Source organism: Ruegeria sp. AL11 (assembly GCF_056540865.1).
In genome coordinates, this window is record NZ_JBQFXO010000005.1 from 283596 (window position 1) to 304820 (window position 21225).

The following is a 21225-nucleotide window of genomic DNA, read 5'->3' on the forward strand; positions in this document are numbered from 1 at the left end:
AGACCATCGAAATGCGCGTCGACCGTGGGGAGAAGCAGCGTATTTCGATTCAAATCAAACGCAAACGATCTAGCTAACCAGCAACCGCAAGCCTTGTGTCACGTCCGAGCGGACCGCGAGGCGCAGGCCCGGCTCGTCCCCCGCCTTCAGCGCGGCAATGATTAGCTTGTGATAATGCGGCGGCTCGGTGCGCCGCAAACGGCCATAAAGCGCACGCATGGTAGGGCCAAGCTGAAGCCAAACAGTTTCCGCCATGGCCAGCATCGCAGGCGCCTGCGCACGCAGGTAGAGCGTCCGATGAAATTCCAGGTTCGTTCGGATATAGCCCACCGCGTCGCGCTTGGTCACCATCTCGGCGACATTCATATTTATGCTCTGCAACCGGTCGATCAGCGCCATATGCGCGCGAGGCAAAGCACGGCTGGCCAACTCAACCTCCAGCAGCGCCCTTAGGGCTGCCAGCTCTTCTATCCGGTCATTTGTCAGCTCGGGCGTCGAGACGCGCCCCGATGACGACAAAAATAAAGCCCCTTCAGCCGCCAGTCGGCGCACCGCTTCGCGCGCCGGCGTCATCGAGACGCCGAATTCCTTGCCGATTCCCCTGAGGGTCAAAGCCTCGCCCGGCGCAATCTCTCCGTGCAGGATGCGCGATCTCAGGGTGCGATAGACCCGATCATGCGTTGCGATGCTCGAGTCTGTGGGCCGTGTCGTTATCATGGCCTCATGTGATCACAAAATTCGGTGACGTCAACTCGCTGGCCCGTCAAATCGGAAGCGATGTAACACGGCTCCGTTGTCCCTCAACCAGCGACGCGGTGTATCATAGGGACCGAAAATACGCTCCACCTGCGCCCAGAAAGCCGGCGAGTGGTTCATCTCCGCCAGATGCGCCACCTCATGCGCAGCGACATAGTGCAGAACTTCGGGCGGAGCCAAAATCAAGCGCCACGAGAACATCAACCCGCCGTGGGAACTGCACGACCCCCAGCGCGACCGCGTGTCCCGCATTGACAGGGTCGTGTAGGACCGGCCCAGAATGGCGGCGTAGTCATCACAGGCCTCGCTCAAACGATCCCGCGCAAGTTCTTTGAGGAAGCGGGCCAATCGACGCCCCTCAGCCCCTGCCGGGACAGCCACCTTGTCCGCGCCCAACTGAACGCGCCGACCGGTTGCCGGGACGATTCGGCGTTCAACGCCTTCGACAGGGATCAGGCCGCCGACGCGTACGTCTTCCCTCTCGGGCTGACCCGCCAGGTTCTGGCGGATCCAATCTTCCTTGCTACGCGCGAAGTTCAACGCCTCGACCTCGGGCACGCCGTTTGGATAAGTCAGGGTAACTCGTCCGTCCAATTGGGAAATCCGCAGACTGATCCGTCGCGCCCGCGCGGATTTGCGCAGCGTCAGCGGCACTGGCGGCCTGCCCGGCAAAGCGTGTTCACCCATATCCCGTCCTCTTCCGCGCAAAGGCTTTGACAGCACCCGCCGCCTGTGGCAGGTGAACTGAATCTTTTAGACGACTCACCTGATATCAAGGGGATTTGACATGCCCAAGGAAGAATGGGGCGTAAAGCGCGTTTGTCCGACCACCGGTAAGCGGTTTTATGACCTGAACAAAGACCCGATCGTCAGCCCCTACACGGGCGAGATCGTGGAACTTGAAACCGGCAAGAGCCGGATGATCGCCGCCGATGCCGAAGATGCGGCAACCAAGAAAGCGCGCGAAAACGCATCCGAGGATGATCTGGTTCTGGATGATGACGACAATGTCGACGTCGATCTGGATGACGATCTGCTGGACGATGATGACGACGGCAATGATGATGTTTCGCTCGACGACATCAAGGACATGTCGTCGGAAGACGAAAACTGATCCGATATAGGGGCGGCCACTGGCCGCCCTTTTTCGTTGTGCAAAGCCGCGCAGAGTTTTTCGCAGAATTCAAATTTTGCTCTTGCACTCGTGCGCGCTGTCTCATAAACGTCCGCCCACTGCCTCGGCAGTACTTGGAAGGGGCCTTAGCTCAGTTGGGAGAGCGCTTGCATGGCATGCAAGAGGTCAGGGGTTCGACTCCCCTAGGCTCCACCAAATCTCAGATCATTGTCGGATTGGTTTTGCTTCCTTGAGCGACAGGGGATGAGCACGTCTCGTTAGCATTGAGACTGCCGGAAGAAATGCCTGGTCTCTCGCATCGGCAAAAGTGCAAACTGCTACTGGCACTGCGCCTGACTATCCCGCGCCTGACAAAATGTTGTTGGACCTTGGCTCTTTCCTGCACCGCCCTCTTGTGCCACCTTGCGCCAGAAAAAGTGGAGAGAGCAGATGGCAATCACGACCTGTGTATTTGACGCCTATGGCACATTGTTCGATGTAGCCGCTGCGGCACGTCAAGCCGCTGCCGAGCCGGGCTTTGAGGCTCTCCGCGATACATGGCCGGATTTGGCAAATCACTGGCGGCTGAAGCAATTGCAATACACATGGCTGCGCGCCGTCGCAGACGCTCATTGCGATTTCTGGGATGTCACACAAGACGGGTTGGACTGGGCGCTCGAGGCGACGGGGCTGCAAGGGGACGGCAAACTGCGCCAACGGCTGCTGGATTTGTATTGGGAGCTGCGCGCCTATCCCGAGGTGCCCCAGATGCTGCAGGCCCTGAAACAGGGCGGGTTGCAGACGGCGATTCTGTCGAACGGGTCGCCTCCCATGTTGGATGGCGCGGTGCAATCGGCCGGTATTGGCGATGTTTTGGACGATGTGCTGTCGGTCGAAAGCGTCGGTATCTTCAAACCCCACGCCAAGGTCTATGATCTTGTGCAGGGCCGGTTCGGATGTGCCCGCGATGAGGTTCTGTTCGTCAGTTCCAACGGTTGGGACGCTGCCGGGGCAAGCGGATACGGCTTTGTTACCGCATGGGTCAATCGCGCTGGCGAACCGATGGATCGACTGCCGTGGAAACCGGCGCATGTTCTGTCTGACCTGACCTCAATCCCCGAACTGGCCGGGCTGTAATGGGTGAATTCAAAACGTCTGACGGGATTCGGCTGCACTATGAGGATAGTGGCGCTGGCGTTCCTCTTCTTTGTCTGGCCGGACTGACGCGCAACGGGCGCGATTTCTCGCTTCTCGCACCGCATATGGACGATACCCGCCTGATCACATTGGATGCGCGGGGGCGCGGGCAGTCGGATCATGATCCGAACCACGCGAACTACAACGTCCTGCGCGAAACTCAGGATGTCGTCGAGCTGCTGGACCATCTGGACCTTGACCGAGTGGTGGTTTTGGGCACGTCGCGCGGCGGGATGGTTGCGATGACGCTCGCGACGCTGCAGCCGGACCGGCTGGCGGGCGTGATCCTCAATGACGTAGGTCCGGTGATTGAACCCTCAGGTATCTCTAGGATCATGGACTACGTGGGCGCAGCACCCACCTCAAAGACCTATGATGAGGCCGCCGCCGTCCTGAAGGCGGTGATGGAGCCTCATTTCCCGAGCGTCCCATTGGCAATCTGGCGCTCACAGGCTGAGAACCAGTATCAGGAGACGACCAAGGGGCTGGCCTTGCGCTATGATCCGGCCCTTCGCACGGCCCTGGTGGAGCAAGCCGCAGTTGGCGCTGTGCCGGACCTATGGCCCTTCTTCGAGGCGCTAAAGGGCATTCCGACGGGCGTTCTGCGCGGCGCAAACTCTGATATCCTGAGCCAAGAAACACTGAAACAGATGCAGACCCGCCACCCGGGCCTGATCACGGCTGAAGTCCCGGATCGCGGACATGTGCCTTTTCTGGACGAGCCGCAATCCCTCGCCGTTATTCGCAAGATTCTGGACCAAGCATGAGTACACTAGAGCTGATCGAAGCCGCTGCCCATCGGCTGAAAGGGCATGTTCGCGAGACGCCCCTTCTGACTTCACCCTTTCTGGACGAGATCGCCGGGCGCCGGGTATGGGTCAAACCCGAATGCCTCCAGTACACCGGCAGCTTCAAATTCCGCGGCGCATGGTCGGCCATCTCGGCACTGAGCGAGGCGGAAAGGCAGCGCGGCGTGATCGCCTATTCCTCGGGCAATCATGCGCAGGGGGTGGCCTTGGCGGCAGCGAAGCACGGGATCTCTTCGGTGATCATCATGCCTTCGGACGCGCCGCAGCTGAAGATCGACAACACGCGTGCCTTGGGCGGTGAAGTTGTTCTGTACGACCGAGCCAAGGAAAGCCGCGAAGAGATTGGCAATGCGCTCGCCTCCGAGCGCGGACTGACCCTGATCCGCCCCTACGACGAACCCCAAGTCATCGCAGGGCAAGGCACCGCCGGGCTTGAGATCGCGCACCAAGCCAAAGCCGCAGACGTAAAAAATGCTGACGTTTTGGTCTGTTGCGGCGGCGGCGGTCTGACCTCGGGCATCGCGCTTGCGCTTGAGGCGCACGCCCCCGGCCTGCGTGCCCGCCCATGTGAGCCGGACGGGTTCGACGACGTCAAACGCTCGCTCCAGGCGGGGCAGATCCAAGGCAATCCTGCAACTGCAGGCAATATCTGTGACGCAATCCTTACCCCGCAACCGGGTGACATTACCTTTCCGATCCTCAACCGCCTCTGCGGCCCCGGCCTATCCGTGACCGAGGACGAGGCGCTGCACGCCATGGCACTGGCCTTTTTGCGCCTCAAGATCGTGCTAGAGCCGGGCGGTGCGGTATCGCTGGCCTCGGCCCTGTTCCGAAAGGATCAAGTCGAAGGGGATGACGTGATCGTTGTCGCCTCGGGCGGAAATGTTGATCCCGGCGTCTTTACGCGTGCGTTGGAATTCCTGACCTGACACCCATATCGGGTTTGTGCAATCTGCACGCACAGACCGAGCAAGGAACCAAAACATGACGATCGCTGATCTGGGTGGCGTTCAGCTAAACTACCGGATTGATGGCGCGCCGGACGGTGCGCCCATCGTGTTTGCAAACTCGCTGGGTACCAATCTGCACCTGTGGGACGATGCGCTGCCACATCTGCCCGACAGGCTGCGGATCATTCGCTACGACAAGCGAGGGCACGGCCAATCCTCGGTCCCGCCTGCGCCTTACGCCATGGGCGCGCTGATCCGCGATGCCGAGGCGCTGCTGGATTACCTCGAAATCCGGGATTGCGTCTTCGTCGGCTTGTCGATTGGTGGTATGATAGGCCAAGGGCTGGCGGTGAAACGGATGGATCAGGTCCGCGGGCTGGTACTGTCAAACACCGCTGCCAAGATCGGGATGCCGAAAATCTGGCAGGAGCGGATGGAGGCCGTCCGCACCGGTGGAATCGAAGCGCTGGCCGATGCGACGATGGAGCGGTGGTTCTCGCGCGATTTTCGGGCCGCCAACCAGCACCTCGCATGGCGCGAGATGATGGTCAGTCAGCCAACCGAAGGGTATCTGGGCTGTTGTGCCGCCATTGCAGGCACCGATTTTTATACGCCGACCAGCGGCCTGCGCCTGCCCACCCTCGGGATCGCGGGCAATGAAGACGGCTCGACCCCGCCGGATTTGGTGCGCGAAACGGTGGACCTAATCCCCGGCTCGCGGTTCGAATTGATGCGCCGGGTGGGCCACCTGCCCTGCGTCGAAAAACCCGCTGAATACGCTGCCCTTTTGCGGCAATTCCTGACCGAGATCGGTCACATCTGAAGGAGCGTCCCTTGGCCGAATTTTTATTGGTCCATGGATCCTGTCACGGCGCCTGGTGCTGGCGCGACCTGATACCCGAGCTTGAAGCGTTCGGCCACTCCGCCCGTTCCATCGACATGCCCAGCCACGGCTCGGACCCGACGCCGATCTGCGATGTCACGCTGGAGAGCTGCCGAGACGCCGTGCTCGCGGCCTCAACACCAGACGCGATTCTCGTCGGGCATTCTTGGGGCGGCTACCCGATCAGCGCCGCAGCCGAGGCCGACCCGAACGCCATGCGTGCCCTGATCTATCTTTGCGCCTATGTCCCGCAGGACGGATTGTCTCTGGTCGACATGCGAAGACGTGGTCCGGTGCAAACCATTGGCGATGCGGTCGACAAATCCACCGATGGGCTATCCTATACCGTGCATCCCGACCGCGTTCAGGACCTGTTCTATCATGATTGCACGCCCGAGATCCTGCCCTATGCATTCGCCCGGCTCTGCCCGCAGGCCATCAAGCCGCAAGACACACCGCTTTCATTGGGGGATCACTTTGACCAGGTTCCAAAGGCCTATATCCGCACCACCGAAGACCACACTATCCCTCCGGCCTATCAGAAAGACATGAGCGAGCGAATTCCAGCACATCTGCGGCGGGATATCGACAGCTCCCACTCTCCGTTCTTCTCGCACCCGCGCCATCTGGCGCAGATATTGGATGAGCTGTCGGACAAGCTGTAACTGACTGACGAGACGTCATCCTGGGTGGCTAAACAGCGCCCTTCCCTCATCCTGCTGGCCCCTCTAGGGTAAGCGCTGGGTCATATAGTCGGGTTCCATGCGTCTTCCATTTGTCTTTGTTCTTCTGACCGTCATGATTGACGCGATGGGTATCGGCCTTGTGATGCCGATCATGCCGCAACTGATCGTCGAGGTGCAGGGTGGAACGCTCGCCGACGCCGCCCTTTGGGGAGGCGTCCTCAGCACGGCCTTTGCCGCCATGCAATTCGTGTTCGGGCCTATTCTTGGCAATCTGTCAGACGCCTATGGCCGTCGGCGTGTCTTGCTGGTCTCGTTGTTTGTGATGGCTTTGGACTATGTGGTCATGGCCATTGCAGGCAGCATCTGGTTGCTTTTGCTCGGTCGTATTGTAGGAGGGATCACAGCCGCAACCCACGCGACCGCGGCTGCCTTCATGGCAGATGTCTCAAAACCCGAAGACAAAGCCGCCAATTTTGGCCTGCTCGGCGCGGCTTTTGGCATGGGATTTGTTCTGGGTCCCGTAATGGGCGGCCTGCTTGCCGAATACGGAACGCGCGCGCCTTTCTGGGCGGCTGCGGCCCTTTCAGCCGTCTCATTCGGCCTCGGGCTAATGGTCATGCCTGAAACGGTCACAGACAAAACTCGCTGCGCCTTCAGCTTGAGACGCGCCAACCCTGTCAATGCGCTAAAGGCCATTGCCGCCCTGCCCGGAGTTCGCCCCCTCTTGTGGGTCTATTTCCTCTACTCGGTAGCAATCTATGTCTACCCCGCGATCTGGTCCTATTTCACGACCGAGCGTTTCGGGTGGTCGCCGCAGATGATCGGTCTGTCTCTCGGCGTCTATGGCATAGGCATGGCCGCCGTTCAGGGCGGGTTGATCCGACCCGCAACACGTCATCTTGGGGAACGCATGACCATCATCTGCGGCATGGGTTTTGAGGTCATCAGCTTCGCCCTACTGGCCTTCCTGACCAATGGCACCATCGCCCTGATGCTGATCCCGATCACCGCCTTGGGCGCCGTGATCACGCCCGCGCTGCAGGCACTGACCTCGCGCGCGACGCCAGACTCGCAACAGGGTGAGCTTCAGGGCGTCCTGACGTCTCTGCATGCCTTGTCCATGGTGATCTCGCCCCTGTTGATGACCAGCGTGTTTGCGTGGTTCATCCGGCCTGACACGTCACTCTACCTGCCCGGAGCACCATTCCTCCTGGCACTGGTCCTTATGACCGCCGGGTTTTTCCTGTTTCTGCGCGCTAGGCCTGCCGTGGCGTAATACCGACATACCCGTGACGGTTTCCGTCTTGCGAGATGCCGAATCCCGCGCCACCGTAAACCAAACGAAGCGAGGGACGACATGCAAACCATCAAAGCCGCCGTATGCCGGGCGTTCGGGGAACCTTTGACCATAGAAGAGGTCCAACTGGCCGCCCCTGGCACCGGCGAAGTCGAGGTTACACTGGACGCGGTGGCCATCTGCCATTCGGACATCTCATATGCCGATGGTGCATGGGGCGGATTCCTGCCCGCTGTCTATGGGCATGAGGCCGCCGGGGTGGTCAGCGCAGTGGGCGAAGCTGCAGGGGATTTCAAACTGGGCGACCCGGTGGTTGTGACACTGATCCGGGCCTGCGGCTCTTGCCCGTCCTGTGCGGGTGGCAAACCTACGATCTGCGAAACCCCCTATGACACGGTCCAAGGTCCGTTGCGCACGGGCGACGGAGGGCCTTTGGAACAGGCGATGGCCTGCGGCGCCTTCGCCGAGAAAGTCGTCGTCAGCCACCGGCAGATCGTTCGGATTCCGGAAACGCTACCCAAAGATCTCGCCAGCCTGTTGTCCTGTGGTGTGATCACCGGGGTCGGCGCAGCGGTGAACGCCGCAGGCTTGCGCCCCGGTCAGGATGTAGTGGTGATCGGCGCGGGCGGCGTGGGCCTTAACGCCATCCAAGGCGCTCGGATCGCAGGCGCGCGCCGTATCGTTGCGGTCGACATGACCGAAGAGAAGCTTGAGATCGCCAAGGAGTTCGGTGCCACCCACGGCGTCCTCGCCAGTCTGAAAGAACCTTGGAAAGCAGCCTACAAAGCACTGGGCGGGCGCGGCGCGGATGCGGTATTGATCACCGTCGGCGCGATCCCCGCCTATGATCAGGCCCCACGGTATCTGGGTCTGGGCGGCAAAGCCGTAATGATCGGCATGCCCCATTCCGGGGACGAAGCCAGCTATGAGCCGGTGATCCTCGCCGCGCTGGGACAGGGTTTGGTAGGGTCAAAGATGGGCGACGTGGTCATCCAGCGCGATATCCCGTGGATGATCGACCTCTATGAGCAGGGGCGGCTGAAGCTGGATGAACTGATCTCGGGCCGCTGGTCTCTGGATCAGATCAATGAGGCGATTGCCGATACCAAAACCGGCTCCGCCAAGCGCAATGTGATCCTGTTCGACAGGTAGGCCGATGTTGCGTTTCCTGACCGATCTCTTCAAACCCGAGGCGGCGAAACCTGCGCCGTCCACCTCGGAGACGTCGATGAATTTCGATCTGGCAGAGGTACCGCCTTTCCTGATAGGCCTCGCCAACAATCCCCGGTTTGGGCTGCCCGAAGCACTGGTCACCCAGATCGCGGAGAACCTGTCGGATTTGCCCGTGGACCAAAGCAGCCGTTGGCAGATCGAGGGCAGTTTCGACGGCAAACCAGCGCTGATCGAAATTCAGGCCTTCATGGACGATGTCGACGCCCCGGATATGGCGTTCTTTGGCAGCGCCGAGGTGGTGGCCGAGATTGATCGCGAACTTATTGCCTTTGACCAAGCACGAGAGGGCTAAGATGAAACTGCAAGACCTCGATATTATCGTCACGGCCCCGCCCGCCCCCGGTTGGGGCGGTCGCTATTGGATTTTGGTCAAGCTGACTACGGATACCGGCATCACCGGCTGGGGCGAGTGCTACGCCTCCTCGGTTGGACCAGACGCTATGCGCCACGTGATCCGCGATGTATTTGAACGCCACATGCAGGGCGAGAATCCGGAAAACATCGAGTTGATGTTCCGCCGTGCCTATTCCTCGGGCTTTACGCAGCGCCCGGACCTGACTGTCATGGGCGCGTTCTCGGGGCTTGAGATCGCATGCTGGGACATTCTGGGCAAAGACCGCGACCGACCGGTCTACGCGCTGCTGGGCGGCAAGATGAATGACCGTATTCGCGCCTATACCTACCTCTACCCCCTGCCCCAGCACAACCTGACCGACTTTTGGACCTCGCCCGAACAGGCGGCTGAGGCTGCGGCAGATGCGATCCGTCGCGGCTATACCGCCGTTAAGTTCGACCCCGCCGGTCCCTATACGATCCGGGACGGGCACATGCCTGCGATGTCCGATATCTCTCTGTCCGTTGCGTTTTGCAAAGCAATCCGCGAGGCGGTGGGCGACAAAGCTGATTTGCTGTTTGGCACCCATGGCCAATTCAACACCGCCGGTGCCATCCGGCTGGGTCAGGCGATAGAACCATACTCTCCGCTTTGGTTCGAAGAACCCACTCCGCCCGACAATATCGAGGACATGGCCCGCGTCGCCCGCAACGTCCGCATACCTGTCGCGACCGGAGAGCGCATGACCACCAAAGCCGAATTTGGCGCGGTTCTGCGCGCAGGCGCGGCGGAGATTTTGCAACCGGCTTTGGGGCGTGCAGGCGGCATTTGGGAAATGAAGAAAGTCGCTGCGATGGCCGAAGTGTTCAACGCGCAAATGGCCCCGCATCTTTATGCCGGGCCGGTGGAGTGGGCTGCGAATATCCATCTGGCGGCCTCTATCCCGAACCTGTTGCTACTGGAAACCATTGAAACGCCATTCCATGACCAGTTGATCAAGGGCTCAATCCGGGTTGAGCAAGGGTTCGTGACCTCTCCAACCACCGCCGGGCTTGGGATTGAAGTGGACGAAAATCTGGCTCGCGCGCATCCTTACAAAGGCGACGGGCTTCACCTTCAGATGCAGGAAGAACCGTGCGATTATGCCAATGGCAACGCCTTTCAGGGTGGGGCTCCCGCATCTGAGGGGTGACATTATAACGTTTCTTAGGGCATAATGTCAGAAGACTTAGTTGAAGAACGGTTGACCGGTGACACTGAAAGACAGCACCACTCAAGCCCCGGCATCGGACGGATTGGCGGAAATGAAAGACAACGCAGCCCGTGCCGCCGCGTTTCTGAAAACGCTCGCGCATGAGGGCCGCCTGATGATCCTGTGCCACCTCGGAGACGGTGAGAAGTCGGTGGGAGAGCTGGAGGCGCTTTTACAAATCCGGCAGGCCGCCGTCAGCCAGATGCTGGCCCGCCTGCGTGAGGATGGTTTGGTCTCGACCCGGCGCGCGGGGAAAACGGTGTTTTATTCGCTTGAGGATGGCAACACGAAACAGGTGATCGAGTTGCTCTATCAACTGTTCTGCAAGCCGAAAGACTGACAGTAGAGCGTTTCAGGCTTATCCCGAAACGGCTCTAGTTCGAGACATATCCCGCAACCACCTGCAGCAGTTTGAACGCCGTCGCCGCGTCGTTTTCGACCACGGCCAGGAATTCCTCTTCCCCGATGCGCAAGCAGGACAGGTCGGTTTCGGCCACCATGCTCAATGCGCGGGGCTCTTTGCGGATCAGGCCCAGCTCCCCAACCAATGCCCCGGGGCCGACGCGTAGGATAAGCTCATCCGGCGTGCCTGATTTGGGCAGATACAACCCCGCCTCGCCTTCGAGAACAACGTAGGCACCATCCGTGGGCTGGTCATCTTTGAGGAAGATCACCTGCCCGGCAGAGGCATCAAACCACCGCGCACCAAAGGCCAGCAGGCGCAACTGTCGCCGATCAAGGCCAGAAAACAGCGGCGTCTGCTCTAGGGCGCGCAGCTTGCGGGCCAAGTCGGCCGAGGCGGCACTATCCTCTTCCACATCCCCCGGTCCTTCATCCGTGACAACCCGACCTTGCCGGATCTCGACATACATGTCGAAGACATCGGGGTTTTGGAATTGGTCGTTCAGATAGATGACCGTGGTCTCGGGCAACAGCGCGCGCAGGTTTTTGTAGACCGCGACCTGCGTCTGCATGTCATAGCTGGCCAGCGCGTTTTCCAGGATCAGGATGTCGGGTTTCTTGATCGTCGCACGGGTGAACGCCAGGGGTTCGGCAAAGACTGCGGGCAGGTTCTGGCCACCGAGCGCGACCGGCACATCATAGATCAGCTCAACCACCAACGGACGCGCGCCGTGTTCGGCCAGAACATCAACAATAAGCTTGCGCACCTCGTCCGAGCGCGCGCCGCCGATCTCGCTGACCTTGCCGAACAGCGCGTTCTCCATCACGGTCAGGCCGGGCGCGACGGCCTCAGGGTCCAGCGGCACGAAGACGTCCATCAACGGCCGCATCAGCTTTTCCGAGTGGCTGTGGCGCAGCTCCAGAATACGATCCTTTAACTCATCCGAAAAGGCCGGGCCGATCTGTTCAGCCGAGACGACCAGAGGCACCGCCAGCAATGTTGCCAGTTGTTCGTCGTCCAACCCCTCAGCGCCTTCCTTGCGGGTGCGCTCGACCAGTTCGACGGCTGTTTCATAGGTCTGTGCCTCAAGTCCCAACTTGCGGAACAGCGGGTGATCTGTTCCATCCAGGCCAAAGATCTGGCGCAGCATGTCGATCACATCACGGGTCAGCGCGATCAGAGTCTCGTCCAACCCCAGTTCGCGCAACTGACCCAGAAAGACTCTCTGCTGTGCCAACAGCGCTTGCGTGACCGGTACACGGGGCGTGGCAAAAAGAAGGTTTTCGGCCACGGGCAAGGCCGGGTTATAGGTGGACTTGTCGAAGATCAGCGCCTGCTGCTCAAGCCCTGCCTTCTTCACCGCCTGCTGCACCAACGGTCGCAGCTTGACCAGTTTCTGCGCCAGTTCCGGATGCAGTGCAGCGTCGAAAACCTGCTCGGCCCCGCGCTGGAACAAGGCCGCGCCTGACCCCATTCCATCAATCAGTTGCAGCCACCAATCTCGCAGGGCATCCGCCGATTCCAGCCCAGCGAGAGACGGGTCCAGCCACTCAGCCTTGAAAGGGTCGGCGCTGTTGCCCGCCCGCAAGGTTTCGGCAAATCCGGGATCGTCGCCCCCCTCCGACAGGGGCTTGTAGCGCATCGGCATCATCACATTATCGCCCAGCGTTCCCTGAAACATCACCGGCCGCGATGACGCATAGCCGATCCGCGCGGCGACGACGCCCTGATGCAGTTCGGCCAGATTCTGCTCGCCAATGCGGACACGCCCAGCGCTCGGCAGGATTTCACGGGTCAGCAGCTCGGCAATAGCGCGGCGGTCTTCTTCGCTAGGCGCGGCGATGCCGATTGTCTTTCCACGCGGGAAGGTCAGGTTCAGATCGTCCAGGATCTGGTTGCCGTCCATATCGCGCACCGACACCCGATCCAGAGCGATGTCGCCATCAAGATGCGGGCGGGTCTTTGGCTCACCCTCAAACAGCGCTTCATCCTGCATTCCGGCCGGCGCGAACCGTTCGATCACCACATCCCAACGCAACGACATGTCCTGCGTCTGGTTGTAGTAGGTCAGCAGTTCCTTCCACGGAGAGCTGAGATCCTTATACGCCGCCAACGCCGCCACCAGCGCGCCCAACGAGACCGAGCCCTGCAGGACCAGCAGACCGCCCACCAGATAAAACATGAACGGTGTCAGCTGTGAGATGAAGTTGTTTATGAACTTCATAAAGAACTTCTTCTGGTAGATCTCGAACCGGATCCCGAAGAGCCGCCCCAATTGATCCGAGATCATGGCCCTGCGATACCGCCAGCCCCCATTTGCGCGCAGGGTCGAGGCCCCAGCCGCGTTCTCGCCGATCTGGGCGGCAAGGATACGCACCTCCTGGATGCGCTTTTTGTTGAGAAGGTTGATCTGGCGCTGCAGCTTGGGAATCAGCCAGGCCTGCACGGGGATCAGCGCCACCGCAGCCAGACCGAACCAGACGCTTTGCAGAAACAAAAACGACAGGATGGTGATCATCTGCCCCGCTTGCAGGACCGGCTGGCTGATCGCATCCCCCATCAACCCGCCCATAGGCTCACTTTCGGCGGTGATCATCGAGACCATCTCACCCTGGCTGACCCGCTCGAAATAGGGCTGGGGAAAACGCAGGGCGCGGCTGATCAGCTGATAGCGAAAGCGGCGCAACATACGCTCGCTCAGGACACCTTTCATGGTGTTGATGCGCATTTTCATCAGGCCGTGGGCCAGCACCGCCGCCAAAAACGCAAAGCACAGAATGATCAGGAAATTCGTCTGCGGCAGGCTGTAGCCCCAAACCTGAACCACGCTGCTCGAGGCACCAATCGCGTCATTGATAATGCGCTTGGGCAGCTCAAGCGTGAGATAGAGCAGCGGAAACAACGTCGAGGTCACGGCCAGCAGGATCAACTGGTCGCGCTTGGAGTATTTCCAGATGAAGCGGAAAATCGTGCGTTCTATGGAACCTGTCCCTGCTTTTGATCAATGATCCGGTTTCGAAACGATGCACGGAAAATTAACAGTCTGAATTTACAGTAATCTTGCTTTGCTAGGCAAATAGTTTCCGACAAAGTGCCAATCTTTGCGCATGTGTGAACTAGTTCATTTGCCTACACGCATTTTAGCGCCTAGAGTTCCCTTTAGGACGATATCGGGAGGATACGTTTGCCCGAAAGCTATGGTGCCGTGTTGCTGTTGCTCTGCTTGTTGCAGATCAAACATATGTTCGCGGACTTCTATCTACAGACGCCCAAGATGCTGACCGGGCGTGGCGAGTATTTTCATTTGGGACGCGCGCAACATGCGGGAGTGCATGTTGTGGGCTCGGCCCTTATTTTTTTGCTGTTTGGCGCGCCGATCAGCTTTATCCTGATCATCTCGGCCCTGGAATGGATCATCCATTTCAACATTGATTTCGCCAAAGCCAGCTATTCCGACAAGAAAAAGCTACAGCCCAATCAAGCCGCGTTCTGGCGGGCAACTGGTCTGGACCAGTTGATGCACAGCCTGACCTATATTGCCATGGTTTGGGCCTGGATCGCTTTCGCCGTCTGAGGTCTTAGGCAACGCGGTCCATTTGCGCGATTTGGTAGGCGGATATCCAAAGTCGGTCCACTGCATCCAACTCGTCCGGATCAAACTGCTGCTCGGATTCCCAATACCGCCCGGATGGCACATAGTAGCCGAGGCGCGCTTCGGCCTCTAACACGTCCTGCGCGCCAACGGTCGACGGCATCGGTGCTTCTTCCATCCGTAACGCGCGAAGCGATGGATAGAGCAGCCTGCTTTCACCCTCCGACAAACGCACCATGCGACAGCCCTGCGCGGCGGCAAACACGCCCAATCTGGCCGACTTCGCCTCAAGCGACCGCAATGTTATGTCGGCACGCAGCGGATCAGCGGTTCCGTTGCCATAAAAGTGCGTCTTACCCGATCCGGGGTAGACCATATCGCAGCCGAAATAGGCAATCACGGACGGAGCGAGGGCAGACAGCGCCCAATAACCAGCGGTAAACGCCATGGTGCCCCCCGCATAGACAAAACCACCATAAGCGTTTTGCCGAGGCACGTAGTCTTCGGCTGTCACGATCCTTTGGTCTTTCGTCAGAGTTGTGGGTCGGTTTTCCGGCGGAAAATCCTCAGGGTGGATCAGGATGTCCCAATCCGGACGAATGCGCCATGCATTGTTGATGGTCACGATATGCGTGAACGGCGTCCGATCCCAATCCCGGGCGGCCACCGCTGACGGCGCACTGCCAAGGATCAGGACTTTGTTTGGCGTCTGAGGCATCACGTATCCGCTCCTTTTCGCGTCTAAGTGATGTTAGGGCCAATTGTCGGGCTGACTACCCCAGAACGGAAAAACTGCTTTCTTCGTTGATCGGGCGATTGCGTGAATAGAAACCGACATCAATCACGCGTTTGATGTAAGGCAGTTCGAACTGCAGCGGTTCAGCATCGTGGTCTGCACCGCCTTCGCAATAGTCGATCAGAGCCGTCATCATCTTGCCCGCAATCGGCGCGTTCTTGTATTGGTTCCCGCTGGTGCCGCAGGCCATGTAGAATCCTGGCAGGCTGGATTTATCGTAGATCGGAATCCAATCGGTCGACGCATCGTAGAGGTCAACAACACCCCGCGTTTTGGACGGAATACCAAGGCTGGGTACCCGCTGCGCATAGCGCATCGCCTGCGTCGTCCACTGGTCGGTGAAATCGCGGTTATATGTCTTATCATCCTCACACCATTGATGCGGATCGCATTCGGGGTCCTCGGACCCCACGAGGATGTGGTTGCCATGCTCCGGGCGGCAGTAGCAGGCGATGTCACTATCCGAGACAATGGTCCCGTTGTTTTCGAAATCGAACCCCTCGGGCGCCGGAACATGGACCACTTCCTGCCGCAGCGGGCGGGTTTCGATGGTCATGTCGTCCAGAACGCCTGCCATGCCGTTGACAATGGCCGATCCCGGCCCGGCCACGTTTACCACGACCTTGGCTCGAATTTCTTCGCCCGTAGCCAGTTTGACACCCGCCACGCGCCCGTCCTCAATCAGGATCTCAACAACCTCGGCCCCAGTGCGCAACTCGGCCCCGTTCTGGATTGCCGCATCCATCAGGTTCTGCGCCGAAAGTGCCGGGTCGGTGACATAGCCTGCCTGAGGCCAGAACACGCCACCCTGCATTTTGCGCCCGTTCGGTTGCCCGAATTCCGGGTCGTCCATTCGGCGCGCAGGGGCGAAGCTTTCCAGAGAATAGACCGGCAGGCGTTCCGTGACAGTCTCGGGCGACCATTCCTCGAACGGGCAGTCCAGATCCGCACTGTTTTGCATATGCTTTTCCAGCATCCCGTTGGCATCCGTTTTCATGACCAGGCAACCGGTCTCGCGGAACTGCGCCAGATTGGCATCTGCGGGCAGGCCCAGATACGCGGCCCAATCGCGCCAAAAATGGTAGCCCTCCCACGCGAAAGCCGTGCCGTCAAACGTCGAATAGTGCATGCGGATGATCGCGCAGGACCCCGCGGTCGAGCCATGGCCAACCTGCGTATTGCGATCTAGCGAAAGGGTTTTCCATCCGGCCTTGGCCATCTCGAACGCGATGGCCGCGCCAATGACGCCTGTCCCGATTATGATTGCATCTGGTTGGCTCATTCTGTCTTTCCTTCCCAAAAGCGCTTGGAATAAGCGCGAAATTCTTCAATTTCCTCGGCCCGAGGCTGAACCCCTGTGAAAGCATGTAGGTAGTGGGGCACCAACGAAAGCCGCGTTTCCATCGGCTCGTTCAGCTGCGCCAGATCATACCCGATCTGCATGTAGTATAGGACGCGCGCCCGGGTTTCGGCCTCAATGTCCGAATAGCCAAACCGCGCAAACATCGCGTGCAGCGCCTTGAGACGCCGCGCGTCGGACTGATCCAGCGCATTGCGCACCTTTCCCGATTTGCGAGCCCAGTCCCGGATGGCAAAATCAAGCGCCGTGTCGAACAGATCCGTGTTCACCACGCATCTCTGCACGTTGCAGACCGCGCTGGTAATGGTCTCGGCCGGGGCCTCGGCCTGCGCGATCAACGCAGCCGTATTGGTCGCCTGCCACCGCGCCAGTAACGCATCCAGAAGCTCTTGCCGCGATTTGAAGTACCAGTAGAAAGACGAGCGGGACACGGCCATGCGCTCGGCCAGGTTCATGACCTTGATCTGATCCACGCCGTCAGAGATCAGCACATCCATCGCCACATTCAGCCAGTCATCCCGCGTGACTTTGATATTGCCGACCAGAGGCTCGGCCTTGGGGTCATCGCGGTGCAGGATCGGTTTGGTGCTCATTCAACTCTCCGGCGGCGCGCCGCCTTCTGCGGTTCGCTTCGCGATGAAATCGTGCAAGGCCCCGAGTCGATCGCTATCGCCTGCGGGCGGTTTGAAATCGTTCAGGATACCTTTCCAAACACCTGTTGCACGTTGATTGGCATCGACAGATCCACGCTCGGTCCAGGTGCCGAAATTGGCGTAGTCATGGACATGCGGCTGGTAGAATTCGGTATTGTAGCGCTCCATCGTCTGGGACGAGGCAAAGAAATGCCCGCTGGGATCAACCTCACTCAGGGCGGTATCAAAGCCGATTTCGGCCTGTCCGGCATGCGCACCGGCACAGAGCTCGGCAACCATGTTCAGCACTTCGGCGTCACAGATCATCTTCTCAAACGACACGCTCAATCCGCCTTCGAGCCAACCTGCAGAATGGATGATCACCGTCGCCCCGGCCATCAAACAGCCCCAGAGCCCAAACTGGTTTTCATTCGCGGCTTGCACGTCGTTGGTGTTCGAAGCCGACCCGGCCGCCGACCGCCATGGCAGGCCCAGGAACCGTGCCAGTTGGCCTGCCGCCAAAGACGCTTGAAAATGCGAGGGCGTCCCAAAGGCCGGAGCGCCGGATTTCATGTCGACGTTGCTGGTGAAGGTTCCATAGCAGACCGGCGCGCCAGGGTTCGTCAATTGCGTCAGGGTCACAGCCGCCAGAGCCTCGGCATGGGAAAGCGTGATAGCCCCCGCGACCGTTATCGGGGCCATCGCCCCCATCAGGGTAAACGGCGTGACGATCGACATCTGGCCATGACGGGCAAAGTCGATCAGCCCTTGCGCCATCGGGATATCCAGCGTGCGCGGGCTGTTGGTGTTGATGATCGTATAGCAATGCGCGTTGCCCCGGAATTCATCATCCGAAAGCCCTCGCGCGATAGACAGCATCTCAAAACTGTCCAACACCTGTGGGGTGCCGCGCGAGAAGAAGAAGGGGAATTTATCCGTCAACTCCATCTGCGCCTGCGTTGTGAAATAGTGGCGAAGATGGGTCGGCACATCCTGCGGCTCGACCTGAGGCGAAATCATCTGGAAGACGTCGAAGTGATGCGTCAGCTTCAGGAATTCAATATAATCCTGACCCGACGCCGGTCGCCTGCCCCGTTCCAGATCGGTTGCGTTCGGCGCACCTGCACCCGGTTGAAACACGAGCGAACCCAGTTCCAGCGTAAAATCACGGTCACGCGCCCCTGCATGACACGCGATGGATTTGGGGGCCGAGGCCACAGCGGCCTCAACCAGATCGCGCCCGATAAAGACCATCTGAGTATCTTCGTCCACACGCGCACCTGCCTTGGCAAAGATGCGGCGGGCTTCGGGCAGCAGGACTTTCACCCCAAGTTCCAGCAATACACGTAGCGCCGTCTCGTGCATGTCCGCGATCTGATCTTCGGGGAACACCTCCATCCGCGGGAAAGGGTTGCGCAGCTGGCGGTAGTTCACATCACGCGAGGGCGGTGGGGCGGCATCTGCACCCCGCCCGCGCCGTCGCCGACCACGCTCGGATGTCTGCGAGATCACCATCAGCCCCTCATCGCCTTGCCCTGCGGATCGTAGGGAGACGGTGCAACCACCCGCGCGGGCCGTTCCACACCAACCACATGCACGGTCAGCTCCGTCCCCGGTTCGGCCTTGTCGCGATTGATCAGTGCCATCGCCAGAGACTTGCCCGTGTAGTGGCCGTAGCCGCCCGAGGTGACAAAACCCACGCGTTCGCCATTGGACCAGATCGGCTCATACCCGCTGGCGTCGGCGTCCACAGCATCGACCTCAAGCGTCACCTGAAGCTGTGCCGGGCCATTGCCGTCACGCTCGGCCAAGGCGGCCTGTTTACCGACGAAATCCTTGTCCCAGTCGATCCAGCGATCCATTCCGGTCATGCCCGGCGTGTAGGCTTGGGTAAACTCGGCGGACCAGATGCCGAAACTCTTCTCCAACCGGGTTGAGAGCATCGCATTGAACCCGCATTCGCGGATGCCTTCGTCAGCCCCGGCGTCCAACAGCATCCGTCGCAGCTTGATGTGATCGCCGTACTGGCAGTTGATTTCATAGCCCTTCTCACCGGTTACCGACATGCGGGCGACGCGGGCTCGGACCAGACCGATATCGAAATCTCCACAACCCATGAATTTCAGGCCCGAGATATCCTGTTCCGCCAGCTTCTCGACAACCGCCTGAGATTTCGGGCCGACCACGGCAAAGCCGCAATATTCCTCGCCCAGATCACGGACAGTCACGCCGTCCATCATGTGATCGTCGAACCAGCGCATGTGCCACGCACGAAGGTAGTAACTGCCCATGATCCACCATGTTCCGTCACCCCAGTTCAGCACGGTCAGGTCGCCTTTGAGACGCCCCGTCTCACCCAGCATCGGCGCCAGTTTGGCGCGCCCCGGCCCTGGCAGTTTCGAGGCCATGACCTTGTCCAGCCAGGCCTGCGCATTCGGACCCGTCACCTCGAACCGCGAGAAACCCGAGATGTCCAACAGGCCAACCCCTTCGCGGAGCGTCTTGCACTCTTCCGCCACGATGTCATGGGCATTCGACCGCTTGAGGGTCGGCGTTTCCTCGAACCCTTTGGGCGCGAAATAGAGCGGCACCTCCAGATCCCAGCTGACGCCCCATTTGCACCCGGCCTCAGTCATCGCATCATGCGCCGGGGCCATCTTCAGCGGACGTCCTGCTGGCAGTTGCTCATTCGGATAGGTCATCACGAAACGGCGCGAGTAGAACTGACCGGTCGTTTCGCGAATGTAACGTTTGTTCTGCGCGAAATCGCCATAGCGAGCGACGTCCATTGGCCATGCGTCGGCCTCGGGCTCGCCATGGATCATCCACTCGGCCAGAGTTTTGCCAACGCCGCCGCCCTGCAAGAACCCGGCCATCACGGCGCAGGCCGACCAATAGCCGCGCTTGCCCGGAACCGGACCGACCAGAGGGTTCCCGTCGGGCGAGAAGGTGAACGCGCCATTGACCCATGTCTTGATGCCGACATTCTGGATCGAAGGATAGCGCTCAAAACCCAGCGTCAGCTCATTCTCGATGCGGTCGAGTTGCTCCTGAAACAGTTCCTCACCATAGTTCCAGGGCGCCCCGTCCATGGCCCAGTGTTCATGGTCGACCTCATAGATTCCGACCAGAACGCCCTTCTGATCCTGCCGCATATAGGTGAAGCCTTCGAGGTCGACAGTCATGGGCATCTCGAACTCGGCTTCGGCAACCTCGGGGACCGTGTCGGTGATCAGGTAATGGTGTTTGAGCGGAGAGACTGGCAGCTCCACTCCGGCCATCCGGCCCACCTGCTTGGCCCAAAGGCCTGCCGCGTTCACTACATGTTCGCAGGTGATTGTGCCCTTGTCGGTTTCGACTTGCCAGCCATCGGCGGTCTGCGTCAGGCTTTCGACCCTGGTTTCCTCATAGTATTCCGCGCCACGCTTCTTTGCTGCCGTCGCGTAAGCCTGCACCGTGCCGGTCGTGTCGATATAGCCTTCGCGATCCGCCCACATCGCGCCCAGCACGCCATCGGTGGACATGATCGGACAACGTCTCTGCGCCTCTTCCGGGGTCAGAAGTTCGCAATCGTCAATGCCAATGGATTGGAAGATGCGGTAGTTTGCCTGCAGCCATTCCCAGCGTTCCGGGGTGCCCGCCAGCGTGAGACCACCGGTCATATGCAATCCAATATTCTGGCCCGATTCCTTTTCGATCTCACTGAGCAGGTCGATGGTGTAGGCCTGCAAGGACGCCATATTCGGGTCCGCGTTCAGCGCGTGAATACCACCCGCTGCGTGCCAGGATGACCCCGAGGCCAGCCTCCGCCGCTCCAACATGACGACGTCCGACCAGCCGAACTTGGCCAGATGATACAGGACCGAGGCCCCAACGACACCGCCCCCAATGACCACAACGCGATACTGAGATTTCATCCTGCCCTCCGCTG

Annotated in this window: 20 protein-coding genes and 1 tRNA gene; 13 read left to right on the forward strand and 8 right to left on the reverse strand. The window is 59.9% G+C overall.

Going from position 1 to position 21225, the window contains the following annotated elements; genetic code table 11:
* Positions 1 to 69: 69 nt before the first annotated feature.
* Both ACR0IP_RS10615 and ACR0IP_RS10620 read right to left on the reverse strand, forming a co-directional pair.
* Positions 70 to 717 carry a GntR family transcriptional regulator gene (locus tag ACR0IP_RS10615; RefSeq protein WP_170377611.1) on the reverse strand — a complete coding sequence of 216 codons (648 nt, stop codon included), beginning with the start codon at positions 715 to 717 and terminating at the stop codon, positions 70 to 72.
* A 30-nt stretch (positions 718 to 747) separates the two neighbouring features.
* Complete coding sequence (locus ACR0IP_RS10620; RefSeq protein WP_480525424.1) at positions 748 to 1443, reverse strand: M48 family metallopeptidase; 696 nt, start codon at positions 1441 to 1443, stop codon at positions 748 to 750.
* Positions 1444 to 1543: 100 nt separating this feature from the next.
* Between ACR0IP_RS10620 and ACR0IP_RS10625 the strand changes: the two genes are divergently transcribed.
* The 12 genes from ACR0IP_RS10625 to ACR0IP_RS10680 all read left to right on the forward strand — a co-directional run bounded on the left by ACR0IP_RS10625 (position 1544) and on the right by ACR0IP_RS10680 (position 10851).
* Entirely contained in the window at positions 1544 to 1870 is a 327-nt protein-coding gene (locus ACR0IP_RS10625) for a TIGR02300 family protein (RefSeq protein ID WP_170377607.1), read from the forward strand.
* Positions 1871 to 2010: 140 nt separating this feature from the next.
* Positions 2011 to 2086, forward strand: a tRNA-Ala gene (locus ACR0IP_RS10630).
* A gap of 234 nt (positions 2087 to 2320) precedes the next feature.
* Entirely contained in the window at positions 2321 to 3007 is a 687-nt protein-coding gene (locus ACR0IP_RS10635; RefSeq protein ID WP_170377604.1) for a haloacid dehalogenase type II, read from the forward strand.
* Positions 3007 to 3834: an alpha/beta fold hydrolase gene (locus ACR0IP_RS10640; protein ID WP_170377602.1), complete on the forward strand. Its 828-nt coding sequence runs from the start codon at positions 3007 to 3009 to the stop codon at positions 3832 to 3834. Before ACR0IP_RS10635 ends, ACR0IP_RS10640 begins: the two co-directional genes overlap by 1 nt.
* Positions 3831 to 4805: a threonine/serine dehydratase family protein gene (locus tag ACR0IP_RS10645; RefSeq protein ID WP_170377600.1), complete on the forward strand. Its 975-nt coding sequence runs from the start codon at positions 3831 to 3833 to the stop codon at positions 4803 to 4805. The genes ACR0IP_RS10640 and ACR0IP_RS10645 overlap by 4 nt, the downstream gene beginning before the upstream one ends.
* A gap of 55 nt (positions 4806 to 4860) precedes the next feature.
* The gene (pcaD, locus tag ACR0IP_RS10650; protein WP_170377598.1) at positions 4861 to 5649 is read left to right on the forward strand and encodes a 3-oxoadipate enol-lactonase; all 789 of its coding nucleotides are present in this window, start codon (positions 4861 to 4863) and stop codon (positions 5647 to 5649) included.
* Between the two features lie 11 nt (positions 5650 to 5660).
* A complete protein-coding gene (locus ACR0IP_RS10655) occupies positions 5661 to 6374 on the forward strand; it encodes an alpha/beta fold hydrolase (protein ID WP_170691018.1) in 714 nt (237 codons plus the stop codon).
* 97 nt (positions 6375 to 6471) lie between these two features.
* Positions 6472 to 7671 carry a TCR/Tet family MFS transporter gene (locus ACR0IP_RS10660; RefSeq protein WP_480525427.1) on the forward strand — a complete coding sequence of 400 codons (1200 nt, stop codon included), beginning with the start codon at positions 6472 to 6474 and terminating at the stop codon, positions 7669 to 7671.
* 81 nt (positions 7672 to 7752) lie between these two features.
* Entirely contained in the window at positions 7753 to 8844 is a 1092-nt protein-coding gene (locus tag ACR0IP_RS10665; RefSeq protein WP_170377592.1) for a Zn-dependent alcohol dehydrogenase, read from the forward strand.
* 4 nt (positions 8845 to 8848) lie between these two features.
* Positions 8849 to 9217 carry a hypothetical protein gene (locus ACR0IP_RS10670; protein WP_170377590.1) on the forward strand — a complete coding sequence of 123 codons (369 nt, stop codon included), beginning with the start codon at positions 8849 to 8851 and terminating at the stop codon, positions 9215 to 9217.
* Between the two features lies 1 nt (position 9218).
* Positions 9219 to 10451, forward strand: a complete 1233-nt coding sequence (locus tag ACR0IP_RS10675; protein ID WP_480525430.1) for a mandelate racemase/muconate lactonizing enzyme family protein — start codon at positions 9219 to 9221, stop codon at positions 10449 to 10451.
* A 112-nt stretch (positions 10452 to 10563) separates the two neighbouring features.
* The gene (locus tag ACR0IP_RS10680) at positions 10564 to 10851 is read left to right on the forward strand and encodes an ArsR/SmtB family transcription factor (RefSeq protein ID WP_170555798.1); all 288 of its coding nucleotides are present in this window, start codon (positions 10564 to 10566) and stop codon (positions 10849 to 10851) included.
* Between the two features lie 34 nt (positions 10852 to 10885).
* Here the strand turns inward: ACR0IP_RS10680 and ACR0IP_RS10685 are convergent, their stop codons facing one another.
* Entirely contained in the window at positions 10886 to 13882 is a 2997-nt protein-coding gene (locus tag ACR0IP_RS10685; protein WP_480525490.1) for an ABC transporter transmembrane domain-containing protein, read from the reverse strand.
* A gap of 216 nt (positions 13883 to 14098) precedes the next feature.
* Here ACR0IP_RS10685 and ACR0IP_RS10690 point away from each other — a divergent pair, with 216 nt between their 5' ends.
* Positions 14099 to 14488: a DUF3307 domain-containing protein gene (locus tag ACR0IP_RS10690; RefSeq protein WP_170377584.1), complete on the forward strand. Its 390-nt coding sequence runs from the start codon at positions 14099 to 14101 to the stop codon at positions 14486 to 14488.
* Between the two features lie 4 nt (positions 14489 to 14492).
* Here the strand turns inward: ACR0IP_RS10690 and ACR0IP_RS10695 are convergent, their stop codons facing one another.
* Genes ACR0IP_RS10695 through ACR0IP_RS10715 form a run of 5 tightly spaced genes read right to left on the reverse strand, consistent with a single transcriptional unit; the run spans position 14493 to position 21211 of the window.
* A complete protein-coding gene (locus tag ACR0IP_RS10695; protein WP_480525433.1) occupies positions 14493 to 15224 on the reverse strand; it encodes a hypothetical protein in 732 nt (243 codons plus the stop codon).
* A gap of 55 nt (positions 15225 to 15279) precedes the next feature.
* A complete protein-coding gene (locus ACR0IP_RS10700; RefSeq protein ID WP_480525435.1) occupies positions 15280 to 16584 on the reverse strand; it encodes an NAD(P)/FAD-dependent oxidoreductase in 1305 nt (434 codons plus the stop codon).
* A complete protein-coding gene (locus ACR0IP_RS10705; RefSeq protein WP_170377578.1) occupies positions 16581 to 17255 on the reverse strand; it encodes a TetR/AcrR family transcriptional regulator in 675 nt (224 codons plus the stop codon). The genes ACR0IP_RS10700 and ACR0IP_RS10705 overlap by 4 nt, the downstream gene beginning before the upstream one ends.
* A complete protein-coding gene (locus ACR0IP_RS10710; RefSeq protein WP_170691008.1) occupies positions 17256 to 18809 on the reverse strand; it encodes a trimethylamine methyltransferase family protein in 1554 nt (517 codons plus the stop codon).
* A complete protein-coding gene (locus tag ACR0IP_RS10715) occupies positions 18809 to 21211 on the reverse strand; it encodes a GcvT family protein (RefSeq protein WP_480525437.1) in 2403 nt (800 codons plus the stop codon). The genes ACR0IP_RS10710 and ACR0IP_RS10715 overlap by 1 nt, the downstream gene beginning before the upstream one ends.
* Between the last annotated feature and the right edge of the window lie 14 nt (positions 21212 to 21225).